Origin of the sequence: Streptomyces nanhaiensis, assembly GCF_046614825.1 — a bacterium.
Classification (GTDB): Bacteria; Actinomycetota; Actinomycetes; order Streptomycetales; family Streptomycetaceae; genus Streptomyces; species Streptomyces radiopugnans.
The window spans coordinates 25180-41052 of record NZ_JBKJFM010000035.1; the positions used below are offsets into that span (position 1 = coordinate 25180).

Annotated in this window: 15 protein-coding genes and 1 pseudogene; 6 read left to right on the top strand and 10 right to left on the bottom strand. The window is 74.8% G+C overall.

The window, feature by feature from the left end; translation table 11 throughout:
- Nucleotides 1-5: 5 nt before the first annotated feature.
- The 4 genes from ACLIYP_RS11210 to xylB form a co-directional block, all read right to left on the bottom strand.
- Nucleotides 6-1421 (bottom strand): carboxyl transferase domain-containing protein, encoded by a 1416-nt coding sequence (locus ACLIYP_RS11210; protein WP_412712981.1) that lies wholly within the window; start codon nt 1419-1421, stop codon nt 6-8.
- Entirely contained in the window at nt 1414-2886 is a 1473-nt protein-coding gene (locus ACLIYP_RS11215) for an acyl-CoA synthetase (RefSeq protein WP_412712982.1), read from the bottom strand. The genes ACLIYP_RS11210 and ACLIYP_RS11215 overlap by 8 nt, the downstream gene beginning before the upstream one ends.
- 144 nt (nt 2887-3030) lie before the next feature.
- Entirely contained in the window at nt 3031-4260 is a 1230-nt protein-coding gene (locus tag ACLIYP_RS11220; RefSeq protein ID WP_412712983.1) for an ROK family protein, read from the bottom strand.
- Between the two features lie 110 nt (nt 4261-4370).
- Nucleotides 4371-5798, bottom strand: a complete 1428-nt coding sequence (xylB, locus tag ACLIYP_RS11225; RefSeq protein WP_412712984.1) for a xylulokinase — start codon at nt 5796-5798, stop codon at nt 4371-4373.
- A gap of 78 nt (nt 5799-5876) precedes the next feature.
- Here xylB and xylA point away from each other — a divergent pair, with 78 nt between their 5' ends.
- Nucleotides 5877-7049, top strand: coding sequence for a xylose isomerase (gene xylA / locus ACLIYP_RS11230; protein WP_412712985.1), 1173 nt, complete (start codon nt 5877-5879; stop codon nt 7047-7049).
- A 103-nt stretch (nt 7050-7152) separates the two neighbouring features.
- Here xylA and ACLIYP_RS11235 read toward each other — a convergent pair whose 3' ends face one another.
- From ACLIYP_RS11235 to ACLIYP_RS11250, 4 genes are all read right to left on the bottom strand, one after another.
- Nucleotides 7153-7413 carry an SGM_3592 family protein gene (locus ACLIYP_RS11235; protein WP_412712986.1) on the bottom strand — a complete coding sequence of 87 codons (261 nt, stop codon included), beginning with the start codon at nt 7411-7413 and terminating at the stop codon, nt 7153-7155.
- Between the two features lie 86 nt (nt 7414-7499).
- Nucleotides 7500-9842 (bottom strand): glycoside hydrolase family 95 protein, encoded by a 2343-nt coding sequence (locus ACLIYP_RS11240; RefSeq protein WP_412712987.1) that lies wholly within the window; start codon nt 9840-9842, stop codon nt 7500-7502.
- A 120-nt stretch (nt 9843-9962) separates the two neighbouring features.
- Nucleotides 9963-10373, bottom strand: coding sequence for a cytidine deaminase family protein (locus tag ACLIYP_RS11245; protein ID WP_412712988.1), 411 nt, complete (start codon nt 10371-10373; stop codon nt 9963-9965).
- A 113-nt stretch (nt 10374-10486) separates the two neighbouring features.
- Nucleotides 10487-10963, bottom strand: a complete 477-nt coding sequence (locus ACLIYP_RS11250; protein ID WP_412712989.1) for an ATP-binding protein — start codon at nt 10961-10963, stop codon at nt 10487-10489.
- Between the two features lie 143 nt (nt 10964-11106).
- Here ACLIYP_RS11250 and ACLIYP_RS11255 point away from each other — a divergent pair, with 143 nt between their 5' ends.
- The 5 genes from ACLIYP_RS11255 to ACLIYP_RS11275 all read left to right on the top strand — a co-directional run bounded on the left by ACLIYP_RS11255 (nt 11107) and on the right by ACLIYP_RS11275 (nt 14728).
- The gene (locus tag ACLIYP_RS11255) at nt 11107-11973 is read left to right on the top strand and encodes a helix-turn-helix domain-containing protein (protein WP_412712990.1); all 867 of its coding nucleotides are present in this window, start codon (nt 11107-11109) and stop codon (nt 11971-11973) included.
- Nucleotides 11974-11981: 8 nt separating this feature from the next.
- Complete coding sequence (locus ACLIYP_RS11260; protein ID WP_412712991.1) at nt 11982-12308, top strand: DUF397 domain-containing protein; 327 nt, start codon at nt 11982-11984, stop codon at nt 12306-12308.
- Nucleotides 12305-13144 carry an SAM-dependent methyltransferase gene (locus ACLIYP_RS11265; protein ID WP_412712992.1) on the top strand — a complete coding sequence of 280 codons (840 nt, stop codon included), beginning with the start codon at nt 12305-12307 and terminating at the stop codon, nt 13142-13144. The genes ACLIYP_RS11260 and ACLIYP_RS11265 overlap by 4 nt, the downstream gene beginning before the upstream one ends.
- 328 nt (nt 13145-13472) lie before the next feature.
- Nucleotides 13473-14279 (top strand): SGNH/GDSL hydrolase family protein, encoded by an 807-nt coding sequence (locus ACLIYP_RS11270; RefSeq protein ID WP_412712993.1) that lies wholly within the window; start codon nt 13473-13475, stop codon nt 14277-14279.
- A 263-nt stretch (nt 14280-14542) separates the two neighbouring features.
- Complete coding sequence (locus ACLIYP_RS11275) at nt 14543-14728, top strand: hypothetical protein (protein ID WP_093663170.1); 186 nt, start codon at nt 14543-14545, stop codon at nt 14726-14728.
- A 45-nt stretch (nt 14729-14773) separates the two neighbouring features.
- Here the strand turns inward: ACLIYP_RS11275 and ACLIYP_RS11280 are convergent, their stop codons facing one another.
- Nucleotides 14774-15613, bottom strand: coding sequence for a hypothetical protein (locus tag ACLIYP_RS11280; protein WP_412712994.1), 840 nt, complete (start codon nt 15611-15613; stop codon nt 14774-14776).
- Between the two features lie 138 nt (nt 15614-15751).
- Nucleotides 15752-15873, bottom strand: a pseudogene (locus tag ACLIYP_RS11285) (SAM-dependent methyltransferase); the annotation flags it as partial.

Below are 15873 nucleotides of genomic sequence, written 5' to 3' on the forward strand. Positions count from 1 at the left end.
CGGCGCTACGTTCGCACGATGCCGCGCGCCACGCCCAGATCCACCAGGTCCTGCGGGCGCAGCCGTAGTTCGCCGGCCGTCTCGCGGACGTGCTCCGGGCCGCGCTTGAGGATGGCCGCGGCCGACTCAGGGGCTATGACGGAGAAGTAGCAGTCCGGCGTGACCCAGGTGTTCTCCGGCGCCGCCAGCGCCAGGGCCCCGCCCGAGCCGCCCTCGCCGACCACCAGGGTCGTCACCGGGACCCGGGCCTCGGCCACCGCCGCGAAGAGGTCCGCGATGGCCGCGCCCGCGCCGGAGCGCTCGGCCGCCTCGTCGTTGGCCGCGCCCGGGGTGTCCACCAGGGTGAGCACCGGTATGCCCAGCCGGTCGGCCAGCCGGATCAGCCGGGTGGCGGTGCGGAAGCCCGCGGGCAGGGTCGCCGTGCCGCACTGGGCGGCGTAGGCGATGGTGCGGCCGCCCCTGCGTCCGAAACCGCAGCGCATCCCCGGGTCGGTGCCGCCGCAGCGGTCGCCGGACATCTCCTCGCGGATCTCGAAGTAGGCGTCCAGATAGGCCTCGGCGCGGGGCCTGTGCGGGGAGCGGGCCCGCTCCACCGCCTCCCAGCCCGTCTCCGGCAGGCCCGGCGTGCCCGTGCCGCCCGCGTCGCCCAGGGCGCGCGGCGGCTCGGCGGGGGTGCCTGCGGTGCCGGGGGCGCCGTCGGGGGAGGAGAGCAGGGACAGCCAGCGGCCCAGGACACCGGGCAGCTCGTCCGGCGCCACGACCCTGTCGACCTGCCCGGCCGCCAGCTTCTCCTCGGCGCCGTACGCGGCCGGGTCGGCGTCCGGCGGGCGCACCCGGGAGCCGGCGAAGGCGACCTGGGCCCCCGGCAGGGCCAGCACCACGTCGGAACCCGCGCCCAGCGTCGCCCAGCCGCCCCCGGTCGTCGGGTCCCGCACGACGGCGACCTGCGGCAGGCCCGCCGCCCGGGTAAGCGCCGACTGCCGTGCCACGCGCTGGAGTTGGACCAGGGCCCGCATGCCCTCCTGCATACGGCTGCCGCCGGTCGCCGTCAGCGAGACCACCGGCAGCCGCGCCTGGCGGGCGTACCGGTGGGCGGCCTCGATCCGGTCGCCGGTGCGCTGCCCGAGCGAGCCGCCGAGGAAGGCGAACTCGAAGGCGATCAGGACCGCGGGGACGCCGCCGACCGTGCCGGTGCCGCACACCACCGACTCGTGCTCGCCGGTGCGCTCGTGCGCGCGGGCCAGCGCCCGGCCGTAGCCCTCCCACGCGATCGGCCCGTCCCCGTAGGCGCCGGCGCCTACGCCCCCGTCGCCGGCCCCGGGCAGTTCCGCGAAGCCGTCGGCCACCGCGTCGATCACCGCACGGGCAGGCAGCCGCCCGCCCGGCCCCTCGGGCCCTGCGCCGGCCGGCCGCTCAGCCACGGCCCAGCTCCCGCTTCATGACCTTGCCCATGTCGTTGCGGGGCAGGGCGCCGGTGAACCGCACGGCCCGGGGCCGCTTGTGCGGGGTGAGCCGCCGCGCCACATGGTCGATCAGCTCCTGCTCGGTGGGCGGCCGTCCACCGGCCGGCACCACCCAGGCCACGATCCGCTCGCCCAGATCGGGGTCGGGCTCGCCGACGACCGCCGCCTCGGCGACGCCGGGGTGGCCCAGCAGGCAGTTCTCGATCTCCCCGGCGCCGATCCGGTAACCGCCGCTCTTGATCAGGTCCGTCGCCCTGCGACCCACGATCCGGTAGAAGCCGTCGGCGTCCCGGGTGGCCATGTCGCCGGTGCGGAACCAGCCGCCCGCGAAGGCCTGCGCGGTGGCGTCCGGCCGGTGCAGGTACTCGGTGAACAGGTTGGGCCCGCGCACCTGGACCTCGCCGACGGTCTCGCCGTCGCCGCCCTCGATGCGCCGTCCCTCGTCGTCCACCAGCCGTACGTCCACGCTGGGCAGGGGTACGCCCACGGTGCCGGCGCGGCGCTCGCCGTCCGCCCGCACACTGGTGATCATCAGCGTCTCGGTCATCCCGTAGCGCTCGACGACGCGCTGCCCGGTCGCGGCGGTGATCCGCTCGTGGTCGTGCAGGGGCAGCGCGGCCGAGCCGGACACCAGCAGCCGGGCCCCCCGCAGGGCCGCGGCCAGCCGGCCGCCGTCCTCGCCGCCCCCCTCGCCGCCCGCCTCCAGGGCCTCGGCCAGCCGGTGGTACATCGTCGGCACCCCGAACACCATGGTGCCGCCCTCCTCCAGCGCCGCCGCGACGGCCTCGGGCGAGAACCGGCCCAGACGGCGCAGCGTGCCGCCGCGCCGCAGCGGGCCCAGCACGCCCAGGACCAGCCCGTGCACATGGAACAGCGGCAGCGCGTGCACCAGGACGTCGTCGCCCGTCCACCGCCAGACGTCGGCCAGGTCGTCCAGTGTGCTCGCGATCGCGCGGCGCGGCACCACCACGCCCTTGGGCGGCCCGGTGGTGCCGGAGGTGTAGACGATCAGCGCCGGGCCGTTCTCGTCGGGCGCGGCTGTGGTGCCGTCGGGGCTGGGATCGGCCCCGGGCTCCAGTACGACGTCGGTGCGCGGGAGCGCGTCCAGCGCCGGGGGCAGCTCGTCGCCGGGAGCGGCCAGCACCCGGGTGGGCGTGCTGTCGGCGAGGATGTGGGCCAGCTCCTCCTCGCCGATGCGCGGGTTGACGGGTACGGCGGGGACCGCGGCCAGCAGGGCGGCCAGGACGCCGACGCAGGTGTGCGGCGAGGGGGTGGCCCACACCGCGACCCGGCCGGCATCGGCGATCTCCAGGGCGAGCGCGTGCGCGGCCCCGGCCAGCCGGCCGTAGTCGATCACCTGGTCGCCGAAGCGCAGCGCGGGCTTGTCCGGCGCCTGGTACAGCCTGGGGAAGAGTGCGGGCACCCGGGGCTCCTCGTCTGGTCACGGCCGTGCGGTCGGTCTCCAGGGTGCCTACCCATCCGGCCGTGCGCAGCCCGGGGGCCCCGGTGTGATCTCGGTCGCCCGCCTCCGTTCCCCGGACGATCACCCCGTCCTGGCCGGGCCGGTTCAGGCGCGGTGGGCCAGCGGGTCGTCCAGGACCGCGCGGACGACGGAGTGGGCCGCGCCCAGCAGCGGGCCGTCCGCGCCGAGGCTGGAGACCGACACCGGCGGGGGGCCGGCCAGGCGGCGGCCCAGCTCGTGTTCCAGGGAGGGCAGCAGCCAGGGCGCCAGCCGGGCGAGGGCGCCGCCGAGGACCACGGTCTGCGGGTCGAGCAGATTGACCGCACCGGTCAGGGCGGTGCCCAGCGCGCTCCCGGCCTCGGCCAGCGCATCCAGCACAGCGCTGTCGCCCTCCTTGGCGCGGGTGGCGAGCAGGTCGATGCGGGCGCCGGGACCGGGGTGCTCGGCGGCGGTGGCGCGCGGGTCGAGTCCGGCGGCCCGCAGGACGGCCTCCTCGCCCGCGTACTGCTCCAGGCAGCCGATGCCGCCGCAGGCGCACGGGCGGCCCTCCGGGCGCACCGGCACATGGCCCAGTTCGCCTGCGAACCCGCGGGTGCCGCGCAGGAGTTCCCCGTCCACCACGATCGCGGCGCCGATGCCGATCTCGGCCGAGACGTGCACGAAGTCGCCGGACGGCGGGGTGTGGCCGCCCAGCCACAGTTCGGCCAGGGCGCCGAGGTTGGCCTCGTTGTCGATGGAGCACACGGCCGTACCGGTGCCGCTGCCGCTGCCGAGCACCCCGGTCCGGGCCAGGTGGGGGGCGAGGTCCAGGTCCGTCCAGCCGAGGTTGGGGGCCTGGACGACGGTGGTGGTGCCGCGGGCGACCAGGCCGGGCACGGCCACGGCCAGCCCGGCCGGGCGCAGCCCCAGCCCGCGTGCCTCGTCCGCGACCTCCCCGACCAGACGGGCCAGCTGTTCCAGCACCGGGCCGGGGTCGCTGTCGCGGTTGGCCGCGTCCATCGCCGTGCGGGCGCGGACCTCGCCGCGCAGGTCGACGGCGCACACGGCGAGGTGGTCGACGCCTATCTCGGCACCGATCCCGCAGGGGCCGCGGTCGCTGAGCGCCAGTGCGGTGCCCGGCCGCCCGACCGCGCCGGAGCGGCCCGGCCCCAGCTCCACCAGCAGCCCGGCGCCCAGGAGTTCGTCCACGAGCGTGGAGACGGCGGTACGGGTGAGCCCGATCCGCGCCGCGACGGCGGCCCGTGACCGGGGGCCGCCGTCGGCCACCGCGTGCAGCACGCGCGCCAGATTCCGCCGCCGCATCTCCTGCTGGGTGTTGGGCGCGGGTGCTGCCATCGGTGGCGTACTCCTCAAGGGCTGTGCGGACGGAGCCGCGGACGGTGGTGCCGCGGCACGGGGCTGCGCGGCGGGGCCGCGCCGGGCGGGCTGCGCGACGGTATCGCCGGTCAGTGCCGCCGCAGCAGCGTATCGGCGTCGCTCAGGGTGGCCGCCAGGCGGGTCAGCGCCTCCTCGTCGCGCTCCACCGCCTCGTAGGAGGGGCCCTCGGCGGTGGACCAGCGGCGGGCGACCGCCGCCGCGTCCTCGCCCAGCACCAGGGCGGCGGCCTGCGCCGCGGCGCCGAGCGCGACCAGCTCCTGCGCGCGCGGCACGACCACCGGCCGTCCCGACAGGCGCCGCACCGTCTCGCGCCATGCCGTGCCCTTCGCGCCGCCGCCGATCAGCAGGATCGGGGCGTCCGGCTCGGCGTCGTCGTCCAGGACCAGGTCCAGGGCGGCCAGCAGCGCGTAGACCGCGCCGTCGTAGGTGGCCTGGAGGATCTGGCCCGCGCCCGTGTCGTGCCGCAGGCCGGTCAGGGTGCCGGAAGCGTAGGGGAGGTTGGGGGTGCGCTCGCCGTCCAGGAACGGCAGGACGGTCACGCCCCCGCCCGGCTCGACGGCCTCGCGGTCCAGGCCGAACAGGGCCGCGACGCGGTCCACGGCCAGGGTGCAGTTGAGGGTGCAGGCCAGCGGCAGCCAGTCGGTACGGGCGTCGGCGAAGCCGGCGACGGTGCCGGTGGGGTCGGCGGGGCGGCGCGTGGAGACGGCGTAGACGGTGCCGGAGGTGCCCAGGCTCAGCACCGGCCGGCCCGGTCGCAGGCCGAGGCCGAGGGCGGCGGCCATGTTGTCGCCGGTGCCGGTGGCCACCAGCGTGCCCTGGGGCAGCGGCAGCCCGTCCTGCGGCCGTACCGTGCCCGCCGCCTCGCCGTGGCCCAGCACGCGGGGCAGCAGGTCGGGGGAGAGGCCGACCTTCCCCAGGATCTCCTCGTCGTAGGACTGGTCGGCCGTCGACCACCAGCCGGTGCCCGAGGCGTCGCCCCGGTCGGTGGTGCCCTGGCCGGTCAGACGCTCGGTGAGGTAGTCGTGCGGCAGCCGCACGGCCTTGACGGCGGCGGCCGCATCGGGCTCGTTCTCGCGCAGCCACTGCCACTTGGTGACGGTGAAGGAGGCCGCCGGGACGCTGCCGAAGCGCTCGGCCCAGACCTCCGGCCCGCCCAGCTCGGCCACCAGGCGGTCGCGCTGCGGGGCCGAGCGGACGTCGTTCCACAGCAGGGCGGGACGGACCGGGCGGCCCCGGCCGTCCAGCGTCACCAGCCCGTGCTGCTGGCCGCCGACCGAGACCGCGGCGGCCCGGTGGACGGCCGGCCCGCACTGCTCCAGCGCCTGCCGCATCGCCTGCCACCACTGCTCCGGATCGCTCTCGTGGCCGGGCGAGACGGTGTGGGGCGCCTGGCCGCGTGCGACCACCTCGCCGGTGGCGGCGTCGACGACCAGCGCTTTGGTGGACTGCGTCGAGCTGTCCACACCGACAACGAGCGGACCTTCGGGTGCGGCCATGTCGCCTCTTCCTCTCTGGGGCTTCTGGGCGCATACTAATTTGTCAACGGCCCTGACGAAATACCCGAGAGGCATGACATGAGTTACGAGCCGGCACCCGAGCACAAGTTCACCTTCGGTCTGTGGACCGTGGGCTGGCAGGGTGGCGACCCCTTCGGCGACGCCACCCGACCGGCCCTGGACCCGGTCGAGACCGTGCACAAGCTCTCCGAGCTGGGAGCCCACGGCGTCACCTTCCACGACGACGACCTGATCCCCTTCGGCTCCTCCGACACCGAGCGCGAGGGCATCGTCAAGCGCTTCCGCGAGGCGCTGGACGCCACCGGCATGAAGGTGCCGATGGCCACCACCAACCTCTTCAAGCACCCGGTGTTCAAGGACGGCGCCTTCACCGCCAACGACCGGGACGTGCGCCGCTACGCGCTGCGCAAGACCATGCGCAACATCGACCTGGCCGCCGAACTGGGCGCCACCACCTACGTCGCCTGGGGCGGCCGCGAGGGCGCGGAGTCGGGCGGCGCCAAGGACGTGCGGGTGGCGCTGGACCGCCTCAAGGAGGCCTTCGACGTCCTGGGCGACTACGTCGTCTCCCAGGGCTACGACCTGCGCTTCGCCATCGAGCCCAAGCCCAACGAGCCGCGCGGCGACATCCTGCTGCCGACCGTCGGCCACGCGCTGGCGTTCATCAACGAGCTGGAGCACGCCGACCGCGTCGGCCTCAACCCCGAGGTCGGCCACGAGCAGATGGCCGGACTGAACTTCCCGCACGGCATCGCCCAGGCGCTGTGGCACGGCAAGCTCTTCCACATCGACCTCAACGGCCAGTCCGGCATCAAGTACGACCAGGACTTCCGCTTCGGCGCCGGCGACCTGCGCCAGGCGTTCTGGCTGGTGGACCTGCTGGAGTCGGCAGGTTACGAGGGCCCGCGGCACTTCGACTTCAAGCCGCCGCGGACGGAGGACTTCGACGGCGTGTGGGCGTCGGCGGCCGGCTGCATGCGCAACTACCTGATCCTCAAGGAGAAGGCCGCCGCCTTCCGCGCCGACCCCGAGGTGCAGGAGGCGCTGCGGGCCTCGCGCCTGGACGAGCTGGCGCGGCCGACCCTGAACGAGGGCGAGACCGCCGCCGACCTGCTGGCCGACACCGCCGCCTTCGAGGAGTTCGACGTGGAGGCCGCGGCCGGCCGCGGCATGGCCTTCGAGCGGCTGGACCAGCTGGCGCTGGAGCACCTGCTGGGCGTCCGCGGCTGAGACGGCCGGCCCGGCCGGCAGCCGGTGGGGCCCCGTGCGGGGGTGCGGGTGGCGGCCCGCGCCTCCGCACGGCCCGCCGCCACGAGGGGCGCGGCCGGCGGTGTCAGCCGTCCTTGCGGCGGCGGCGCCACCGGCGCCCCTTGCGGCGGCCCCTGCTCCAGAACCACCCCGCCGGGGGCTCGTCCGCCCGCCACGGCTGCGGCTCGGGCGGGTTGTCCCGCCAGCGGGCCCGCAGCATGCGCGTACGCGCGGCGGGCTCGCTCACATCGGCGCCGCGTATGAAGTCCTCGTCGAGCACGACGTCGTCCCAGGGGTCTCTCCCGGTGCCGTCGCCCTCTCCCCGTCGTGCGTCTCCAGTGCCCACAACGCACCTCCTGGTGACTGGGAACGGACGACGCCTCCCGGAAAGTTCCCGCCTCCGCGGCGGGCCGGCCCGCCGCGGAGGCGGGTTCAGGCCGGGGACAGCCGGTAGAGGCGCCCGGTCGCCGTCTCGAACTCCACGACCCCGCCCTCCGGCCGTACGCTCTGCACCGTCCGCCCGTCGCAGGACACCGAGACCTCGCCGGCCGTGCGCACCCGCGCCCGGCGCCCGGCGCGGGAGAGCAGCTCCGCTCCGGCCAGCGCGCCGCCGCGCCAGGTGAGACCCACCTCGAAACCGCCGCGCGCCAGCAGCCCCCGCACCGAGCCCTCGGGCAGGGCGGGCGGCAGGGCGGGCAGCAGGTGGATCTCGCCGGTGTGGCTCTGCACCAGCCACTCGCAGATCCCCGCGGTGGCACCGAAGTTGCCGTCGATCTGGAAGGGCGGGTGCAGATCGAAGAGGTTCGGGGCGGTGCGCTCGGGGGTGAGCTGGTCGGTCAGCAGTTTGTGGGAGCGCGCGCCGTCCTCCAGCCGCGCCCAGAAGTTGATCTTCCAGCCGAGCGACCAGCCCGTGCCCGCGTCGCCCCGCAGCTCCAGCGTGGTGCGCGCCGCCTCGAACAGCTCGGGGGTGCCGCGCCGGGTGATCCGGCCGCCCGGGTGCAGCCCGTACAGGTGCGAGACGTGCCGGTGGCCGCGCTCGGGCGCGATCGCGTCCCAGTCCTCGCGCCACTCCTGGAGCTGCCCCAGCTCCCCGATCCGCATCGGGGCCAGCCGCTCGCGCGCCGCCCGCGCCTCCTTCGCCAGCTCCTCGTCCACGCCCAGCAGTTCGGCGCTCGCGGCGGTGGCCTCGAACAGATCGCCCAGGATCTGGTTGTCCATGGCCGGGCCCGCGCACAACGAGCCGCCGGGGCCGGGATGGTGGGCGTTCTCGGGGGAGATCGACGGACAGGTGACCAGCTCCCCCGTCCCGGGGTCCTCGACCAGGAAGTCCAGGAAGAAACGCGCCGCGCCGGCCAGGACCGGATAGCGCTCCCGCAGCCTCGCCTCGTCCCCGGTGAAGCGGTGGTGCTCCCAGACCGACAGCGCCAGCCAGGCGCCGCCGGTGGGCCACATCCCCCAGAACGCCCCGTCCACCGGCGCGGTGCCGCGCCACAGGTCGGTGTTGTGGTGGGCGACCCAGCCGCGTGCCCCGTACATGGCCCGGGCGGTGCGGGCGCCGGCGACCGCCAGGTCGTCCAGCAGGCCGAACAGCGGCTCCCAGCACTCCAGGAGGTTGGCGGGGGCGGCCGGCCAGTAGTTCATCTCGGTGTTGATGTTGATGGTGTACTTGCCGCCCCACGGCGGGTCGGTCAGGTCGTTCCACAGCCCTTGGAGGTTCGCGGGCTGGGTGCCGGGGCGTGAGCAGGCGATGAGCAGATAGCGGCCGTAGGCGAAGTACAGCGCCACCAGATGCGGGTCCTCGCCGCGCGCGAAGCGCGCCACCCGCTCGTCGGTCGGCAGCGCGGCGGCGGGCGTGACCGGCAGCTCCAGCCGTACGCGGTCGAACAGCGCGGCGTGGTCGCGGACGTGGCGGGCGCGCAGCTCGGCGCAGGGCCGGGCGGCAGCCGCCTCCACCGGTGCGGCGGCGCGGGCGGCCGCCGCACCGGGGTCCTCCTCCACGCCGCGCCAGTCGCGGTGGTTGGTGGCGGCCGAGACCAGCAGGGTGACGGCGGTCGCCCCCTCGACGTGCAGTTCCCCGCCCACCGAGCGCACGGCGCCCCCCTCGGCGACCGCCCGGACCAGGCAGCGGAAGCGCAGCACGCCCGCGATGCCCCGGGCGTCGTCGCCGGAGCCGTCCAGGGCGACGGTGTGCGGGGCGGGGGAGGAGGAGGCGGAGCGCAGCGGGCTGTCCAGGCGCGCGGTGAAGGAGATCGCGCCGGGGGCGTCGGCGGTCAGCCGGACCACGATCACCTGGTCCGGCGCGCTCGCGAACACCTCGCGGCGGTGGCGCACCCCGCCGCGCGCGTACTCCACCGAGGCGACGGCGGTGGCGAGGTCGAGTTCGCGCCGGTAGCCGGTGGTCTCGCCGGCCTCCGGGAAGGACAGGCGCAGGTCTCCGACGGTCTGGTACTGGAGCTGCTCGACGGGGACGCCCATCAGGTCGGAGTCCACCAGGGCCCGGGCCTCGTCCCACCGCCCCTCGAACACCAGCCGGCGGACCTCGGGGAGGGAGGCGGGGGCCCGGGGATTGTCGTAGTCGTGCGGGCCGCCGGCCCACAGGGTGTCCTCGTTGAGCTGGAGCCGCTCACCGTCCGTACCGCCGAACACCATCGCTCCCAGGCGGCCGTTGCCCACCGGCAGGGCCTGGAGCCATTCGGCGGCGGGGCGGGGGTACCACAGGCGCGGCTCGCCGGGGGCCGGACTGCCGGGGCGGGCGGGGCGGTGGTCCGTGCTCACTTGCGGCTCCAGAACGGGGAGGCGGGACGGGCGCGGTCTGGCAAGCGCTTACCGTACACCTGCGGCGGCCCGTGGCCGTCTGCTGTGGCCCCCGGCGGCCCCGGAGGCGTACGCGCGGGGTCAGCCGGGCCTGCTCGGCCACCGGTGGTACGGCAGCAACTCCCGCAGCCGGAGCGAGTGCCGCCGCCCCAGAACCACCTCGGTGTCGAGGTTGCCCGGATCGATCTGCCGTATGAACTCCCGGCACCGTCCGCACGGCGGCACCACATGCAGCGCGCCTCCGTCGTCCCGCCACACGGCGACGATCCCGGCGATCCGGTACTCGCGCGCCGTGACCATGGCGGCGACGGCCGCGTGCTCGGCGCAGAAGCCCGTCCCCGAGCCGGTGTCGATGCACACGCCCGAGTGGAGGTTGCCCGCCTCGGTGACCAGGGTCGAGGCGACGTTGCCGAAGAGGCGGCCGCCCACGGGGCGCGGATGGAGCACCGCCTCGGCGGAGGCGATGAGTTCGTCGCTGGAGACGGTGGCCATGGGGGCAGTCTGACCGCGGCCGCACATGGGCCGCGACGCGTTTTCCCCTGCCGCGGCGCCGTGTTCGGGACGGGACCGCCCGGCCTCCCCCGCCAAGGCCGGGCGGTCCCGCGTCACGGGGCGGAGTGGCCGAAGCCCAGTTCCGCCCAGACCATGTGGCCCCTGCCGCCGGCGCCCGGCCGTATCCCCCAGGCCTCGGCCAGGGCGCTGACCAGCAGCAGCCCGCGCCCGTTCTCCCCCTCGCCGCGGGTGTCCGCGGGGGCCTGCGCCGCGCCCCCGGCGTACCGGGCGCTGCCGGACCCCTGGTCGGTGACCGCCAGCCGGAGCCGCACGCCCGTGACGCGCAGTTCGCAGTCGACCCTCTCGCTGTCGGTGTGCCGCACGGCGTTGGTGAAGAGTTCGGAGACGACCAGTTGCGCGTCGTCGCGGATCACCGTTCCGATGTCCCACTCGGTCAGCCGGGCGAGGACCCTTCTGCGGGCCTCGGCCACGGAGGCGCCGATGGCCGGGAGACGGAACACGTCCCGCAGGGGCCTCTCGGCGGACCCTCCGGTGCGCTCCAGCGGGCGAACATCGGAAAAGTAAGCCACGCCCTCAGTGTGAGGGGTGCGGACAACATCTGGCAAGGATCAATCTGTTGTTTGCAGAAACGTACATGCCACCCTGTCGGGGTGATCAGACGGCATGACAAACTGCCGCTGCCGGCAAGACGGTTGGAGTGCGGAGGGGTGCTGTGGCTGACACCAGGGCGGGCGGCGCCCCCACGGTCCTGCGGGTGGTGCTCGGCAGACGGCTGGGCGACCTGCGGCGACGGGCGGGGCTGACCTACGAGCGGGCCGCCGAGGCGCTCGACGTCACGCACGCCACGATCCGCCGGATGGAGCGGGCCGAGGTCGGCCTGAAGATCCCCTACGTCGAGAAACTGCTGCGCACCTACGGCGTCACCGAGCAGTCGGAGATCGACAGCTTCCTCTCCCTCGCCCGCGAGGCCAACCGGCCCGGCTGGTGGCACCGCTACCGCGACGTGCTGCCCGACTGGTTCAGCGCCTTCGTCAGCCTGGAGAGCGAGTCCCACGTCATCCGCGCCTACGAGCCGCACTACGTGCCCGGACTCCTCCAGACCGAGGAGTACGCCCGCGCCGTGCTGCGCGCGGGCATGCCGCACGCCCGCGAGGAGGAGATCGAGCGCGGCATCGCCCTGCGGCTGGAACGCCAGCGGCTGCTCGCACGCGACGAACCGCCCCTGCTGTGGGTGGTGATGGACGAGACCGTGCTGCGCAGGCCCATCGGCGGACCCGAGGTCATGCGCGGGCAGATCTCCCGCCTGATCGAGGCGTGCTCGATGCCGACGGTGCGCCTGCAGGTCATGCCCTTCGCCGCCGGGCCGCACCCGGCCATGTACGGGCCCTTCCACATCTTCCGGTTCCCCATCCCGGAACTGCCCGACGTCGCCTACAGCGAGAGCCTGGTGGGTGCCGTCTACTTCGACCAGCGCGACGACGTCTCGGCGTTCCAGGAGGCGCTGGACCGGATGTGCGCACAGGCGGCGCCGGTGCGACGGACCGAGGCCGTCCTGGACGGCCTGCGCAAGGAGTTGTGAACCACCCCATGAGGAAACGCGTCTACAACGGCATGCCCGCCCGGCAGTTGGGGAGTGAGGGCTGGCACAAGCCGTGGAGCGGCGGCAACGGCGGCAGTTGCGTCGAGGCCATGCGGCTGGCCGACGGAAGGGTGGCGCTGCGCCAGTCCACCGACCCCGACGGACCCGCTCTGATATACGCCCACAACGCGATGGCGAGGTTCATCCAGGGCGTCAAGGCTGGGGAGGCCGACTTCCTGCTCGCCCAGGAGCCGCGGCCCGCGCATCCCGTACCCCCCCGCGCAGAGCCCGTGTTGATGATCGACGAGACCACGACGAGGACGGCGACGGCATGACCGACCAGCCCCACCGGACCCACCAGGCGCACGAGGGCTTCACGCCCGAGCAGATCGACACCAGCAGGCCGCACCCGGCCCGTATGTACGACTACTACCTGGGTGGGAGCGACAACTACGAGGTGGACCGCGAGGCCGCCGAACGCCTGATGAGGATGGCCCCGGACGTACGGGCGAGCGCCCGGGCCAACCGGGACTTCCTCGGCCGCGCGGTGCGGACGGTGGTGGGGGAACTGGGCATCCGCCAGATCATCGACGTCGGCACCGGCATCCCCACCTCGCCCAACACCCACGAACTGGCCCGGGCCGAGGCCCCCGACGCCCGCGTGGTGTACGTCGACAACGACCCCATCGTCTCCGTCCACGCCGACGCCAAGCTCACCGGTGCGGGCAACGCGGAGTTCGTGCTGGCCGACGCCCGCGAGCCCGAGGCCGTCATCGGGCACCCGGCCGTCCGGGAACTGATCGACTTCGGCCGGCCGGTGGCCCTGCTCCTCGTCGCCGTCCTGCACTTCGTGAAGGACGAGGAGGATCCCGCCGGACTCGTGTCCGCGCTCGGCGGCGCGCTGCCCCCGGGGAGCTGCCTCGTCCTGACCCACGGCACCTCGGACTTCCACGAGGAGCAGCGGGTGAAGGAGGGCACCGACGTCTACCGGAACGCCACCGCCCAGGTCAGCCTGCGCAGCCACGCCGAGGTCCTGTCGTTCTTCGACGGCTGGGACCTCGTCGACCCCGGACTGGTGCAGCTCCCGCTGTGGCGGCCGGACGGACCGGTGCCCGGGCCCGGCGAACTGCGCCGCGTCGCGCTCTACGGCGGGGTCGGCCTCAAGCACTGAAACGGCGGGGCCCCGGCCGGGGGCCGGGGCCCCGCGAGGTCCGCCCCCGAAGGGGTGTTCCGGTCTTTTCCGGCGGAACCGTTCACTCCGCGCGTGTCCCCAGGGGTCCGGCCCGGCCGGGGGGCGAGCCGGTGGGCTCATGAGGCCCGCCCGGCCGAACAGTTGACCATTTGTCGGGAGACGGGCCGTTACCTGGGGCGATGCAAGCCGTTTGTTCGGCTGAACGTCGGATCATTTTTGGCATGAACACTTCCTGAAAGCGTTCCGCACTGCTACTACGTAGTAGGCACATCTCTTCCCCCCCACCCCTCCACACCCAGGAGGCTCCATGAAGTTGTCCCGTCTCGGGTCCGTGGCGGTCACCCTCGCCGCCCTCGTCGGACTCGGAATCGGCGGCGCGGGCGTGGCATCCGCCCAGGAAGCCGCGGCCACCTCCTACGTCGCGCTCGGCGACTCCTACTCCTCCGGAGTCGGAGCCGGCAGCTACGACAGCTCCAGCGGATCCTGCAAGCGCAGCACCAAGGCGTACCCGGTGCTGTGGAAGAACGCGAACGCACCCGCCTCCTTCCACTTCACCGCCTGCTCCGGCGCCAAGACCACCGACGTCATCAACAACCAGCTCGGCCCCCTGACGTCGGGCACCACCCTCGTGAGCATCTCCATCGGCGGCAACGACGCCGGCTTCGCCGACGCCATGACCACCTGTGTCCTGCAGGGCGAGAGCGCGTGCATCGCACGCATCAACGAGGCCCGCGCCTACATCTCCAACACCCTTCCGAGCAGGCTCGACGCGGTGTACAACGCCATCCGCGGCAAGGCGCCCAACGCCCGGGTCGTCGTCCTCAACTACCCCCGCTTCTACAAGCTCAACGGCAGCTGCGTGGTGGGCCTGAGCGAGCGGTCGCGCGCGGCCATCAACGACGCCGCCGACCACCTGAGCGACACCATCGCCAAGCGCGTCGCCAACCACGGCTTCGCCTTCGGCGACGTCCGCGGCAGGTTCACCGGCCACGAGATCTGCTCCGGCGACTCGTGGCTGCACAGCGTCGACTGGCTCAACATCACCAACTCGTACCACCCCAAGGCGGCCGGCCAGTCCGGGGGCTACTACCCCGTGATGGAGAGCCTCGCCTGACCCTCCTGAGCTCCTCTGAGGCACCTCTGAGGTGCCTCTGGCAGCCCTGACACAGCCCTGACACGGCCCGGCCGGACCCCGGCACGGCCAGGGCGGCGGCCGGTGGCGGCCCGCGGCTTCCGCGGGCCGCCACCGGCTTCGCTCTCCGCCCCCTCCGGCGGAGTCCCTCCGGCACGGGCGGGGAAGGCGCGGAACCAGACGGCCCGTACGCACGTTCCCCTGAGTGAGCGGCGGTCGCACCGCCGCCGGAGGAGGCGTGGAAGATGACCAACCGTGGAAAGATCGCCGTCGGCGGCGTGGCGGTGGGGCTGCTGCTGTGGGCGCTGACCGGCAGCTTTCTGATAGCGCTGGCCGTGGTCGTCGGCGTGCCGGCGGTCGCCTACCTGGCCCTCGACCCCTCGCAGCGGCGCAGGGTGCGGCGGGTGAGCCGCAAGGAGCTGGGGCGCTGATCCGGGGTGCGGGCCGCCGGCCCGCACGGCCGGGCCGGCCCGGGCTCAGGCCACCGCGTCCGGCCGCACCGCCAGCTCGTCCAGGGCCTTGAGCAGCCCCGGCAGCTCCGGGCCGCGGCCCACCGGGAGCACCTCGCCGGGCTCGTCGTCCAGCAGGACGAACGCGATGTCGTCGGTCCGGGCCACCAGGCTCCAGCCGGGCCCGTCCGCGCGCAGGGTCCGGGCCTCCTCGGTGGCGAAGGCGGAACGGATCCTCCCGGGCGGCGGCGGGGAGTGCACGTAGCCGCGGGCCTCCTCCAGCACGCGCCGCACCCTGCTGTTGGGGTTCTCGCCCGGCTCGACGAACGTCACGTCCGCGTCGACCCGGGCGCGCCAGTTCGCCCACTGCAGCGCGATCTCGTCCGCACCCAGCCGCCGCTGTGCCGGGCCCCAGGACGAGGTGTCCGGCGGGGAGAGCGGGGCCAGGCCGCCGTCCAGCTCCGGATCGGGCTCGGGGTCGTGGGGGGCCGGGACGCCGGGCGCGGCCACCGCCAGTGCCAGCGGCCAGCCCGGCAGCACGGCGGCGATCGTCCGCTCGTCCGGGGACAGGTCGTACTCCATGCCGCAGTCCCAGGCGGCGATCGCGCACGCCACGAGGGAGACGTCCTCGGTGACGACGGTCCAGCGCGCGCCCTGCCCGTCCTGGCCGAGGACGAGGCCGTGGCCCTCCGCGTACGGCTCCAGCCCCAGGGCGGCGCACGCCTCGGGGTAGTCGTCGCCGAGGACGCTCGGGAACTGCGCGGGGGTGAGCAGTGCCGCGGTCAGCACGTACAGCGCGTCGTCACTCCCGCCGCGCTCGTCCTGTGCCTCTGCCACGTCGGCCTCCTCTCCGGACTCTCCGGACATCGTCCGCGCACCCTAGCCACGGGAGGGGCGCGGCGTCGAGAGACCGGGGACACACCGGGGCGCCTTTCGCGGCCCGTGCGCCCGCCGGGGCGGGGCGCACGGTGGTGCCCCGTGCGCCGGGGCCCGTGCGTGCTGCGCTCAGGCGCGTACGGCCAGCGCCAGGCAGCGGTGTTCCTCGTCGACGCAGGAGGCCAGGCGCCAGCCCGCGGCCGCCAGCAGCGGGCGGAGGTTCGGCTCGGCCCGCGGGCCGCCGTACCCCG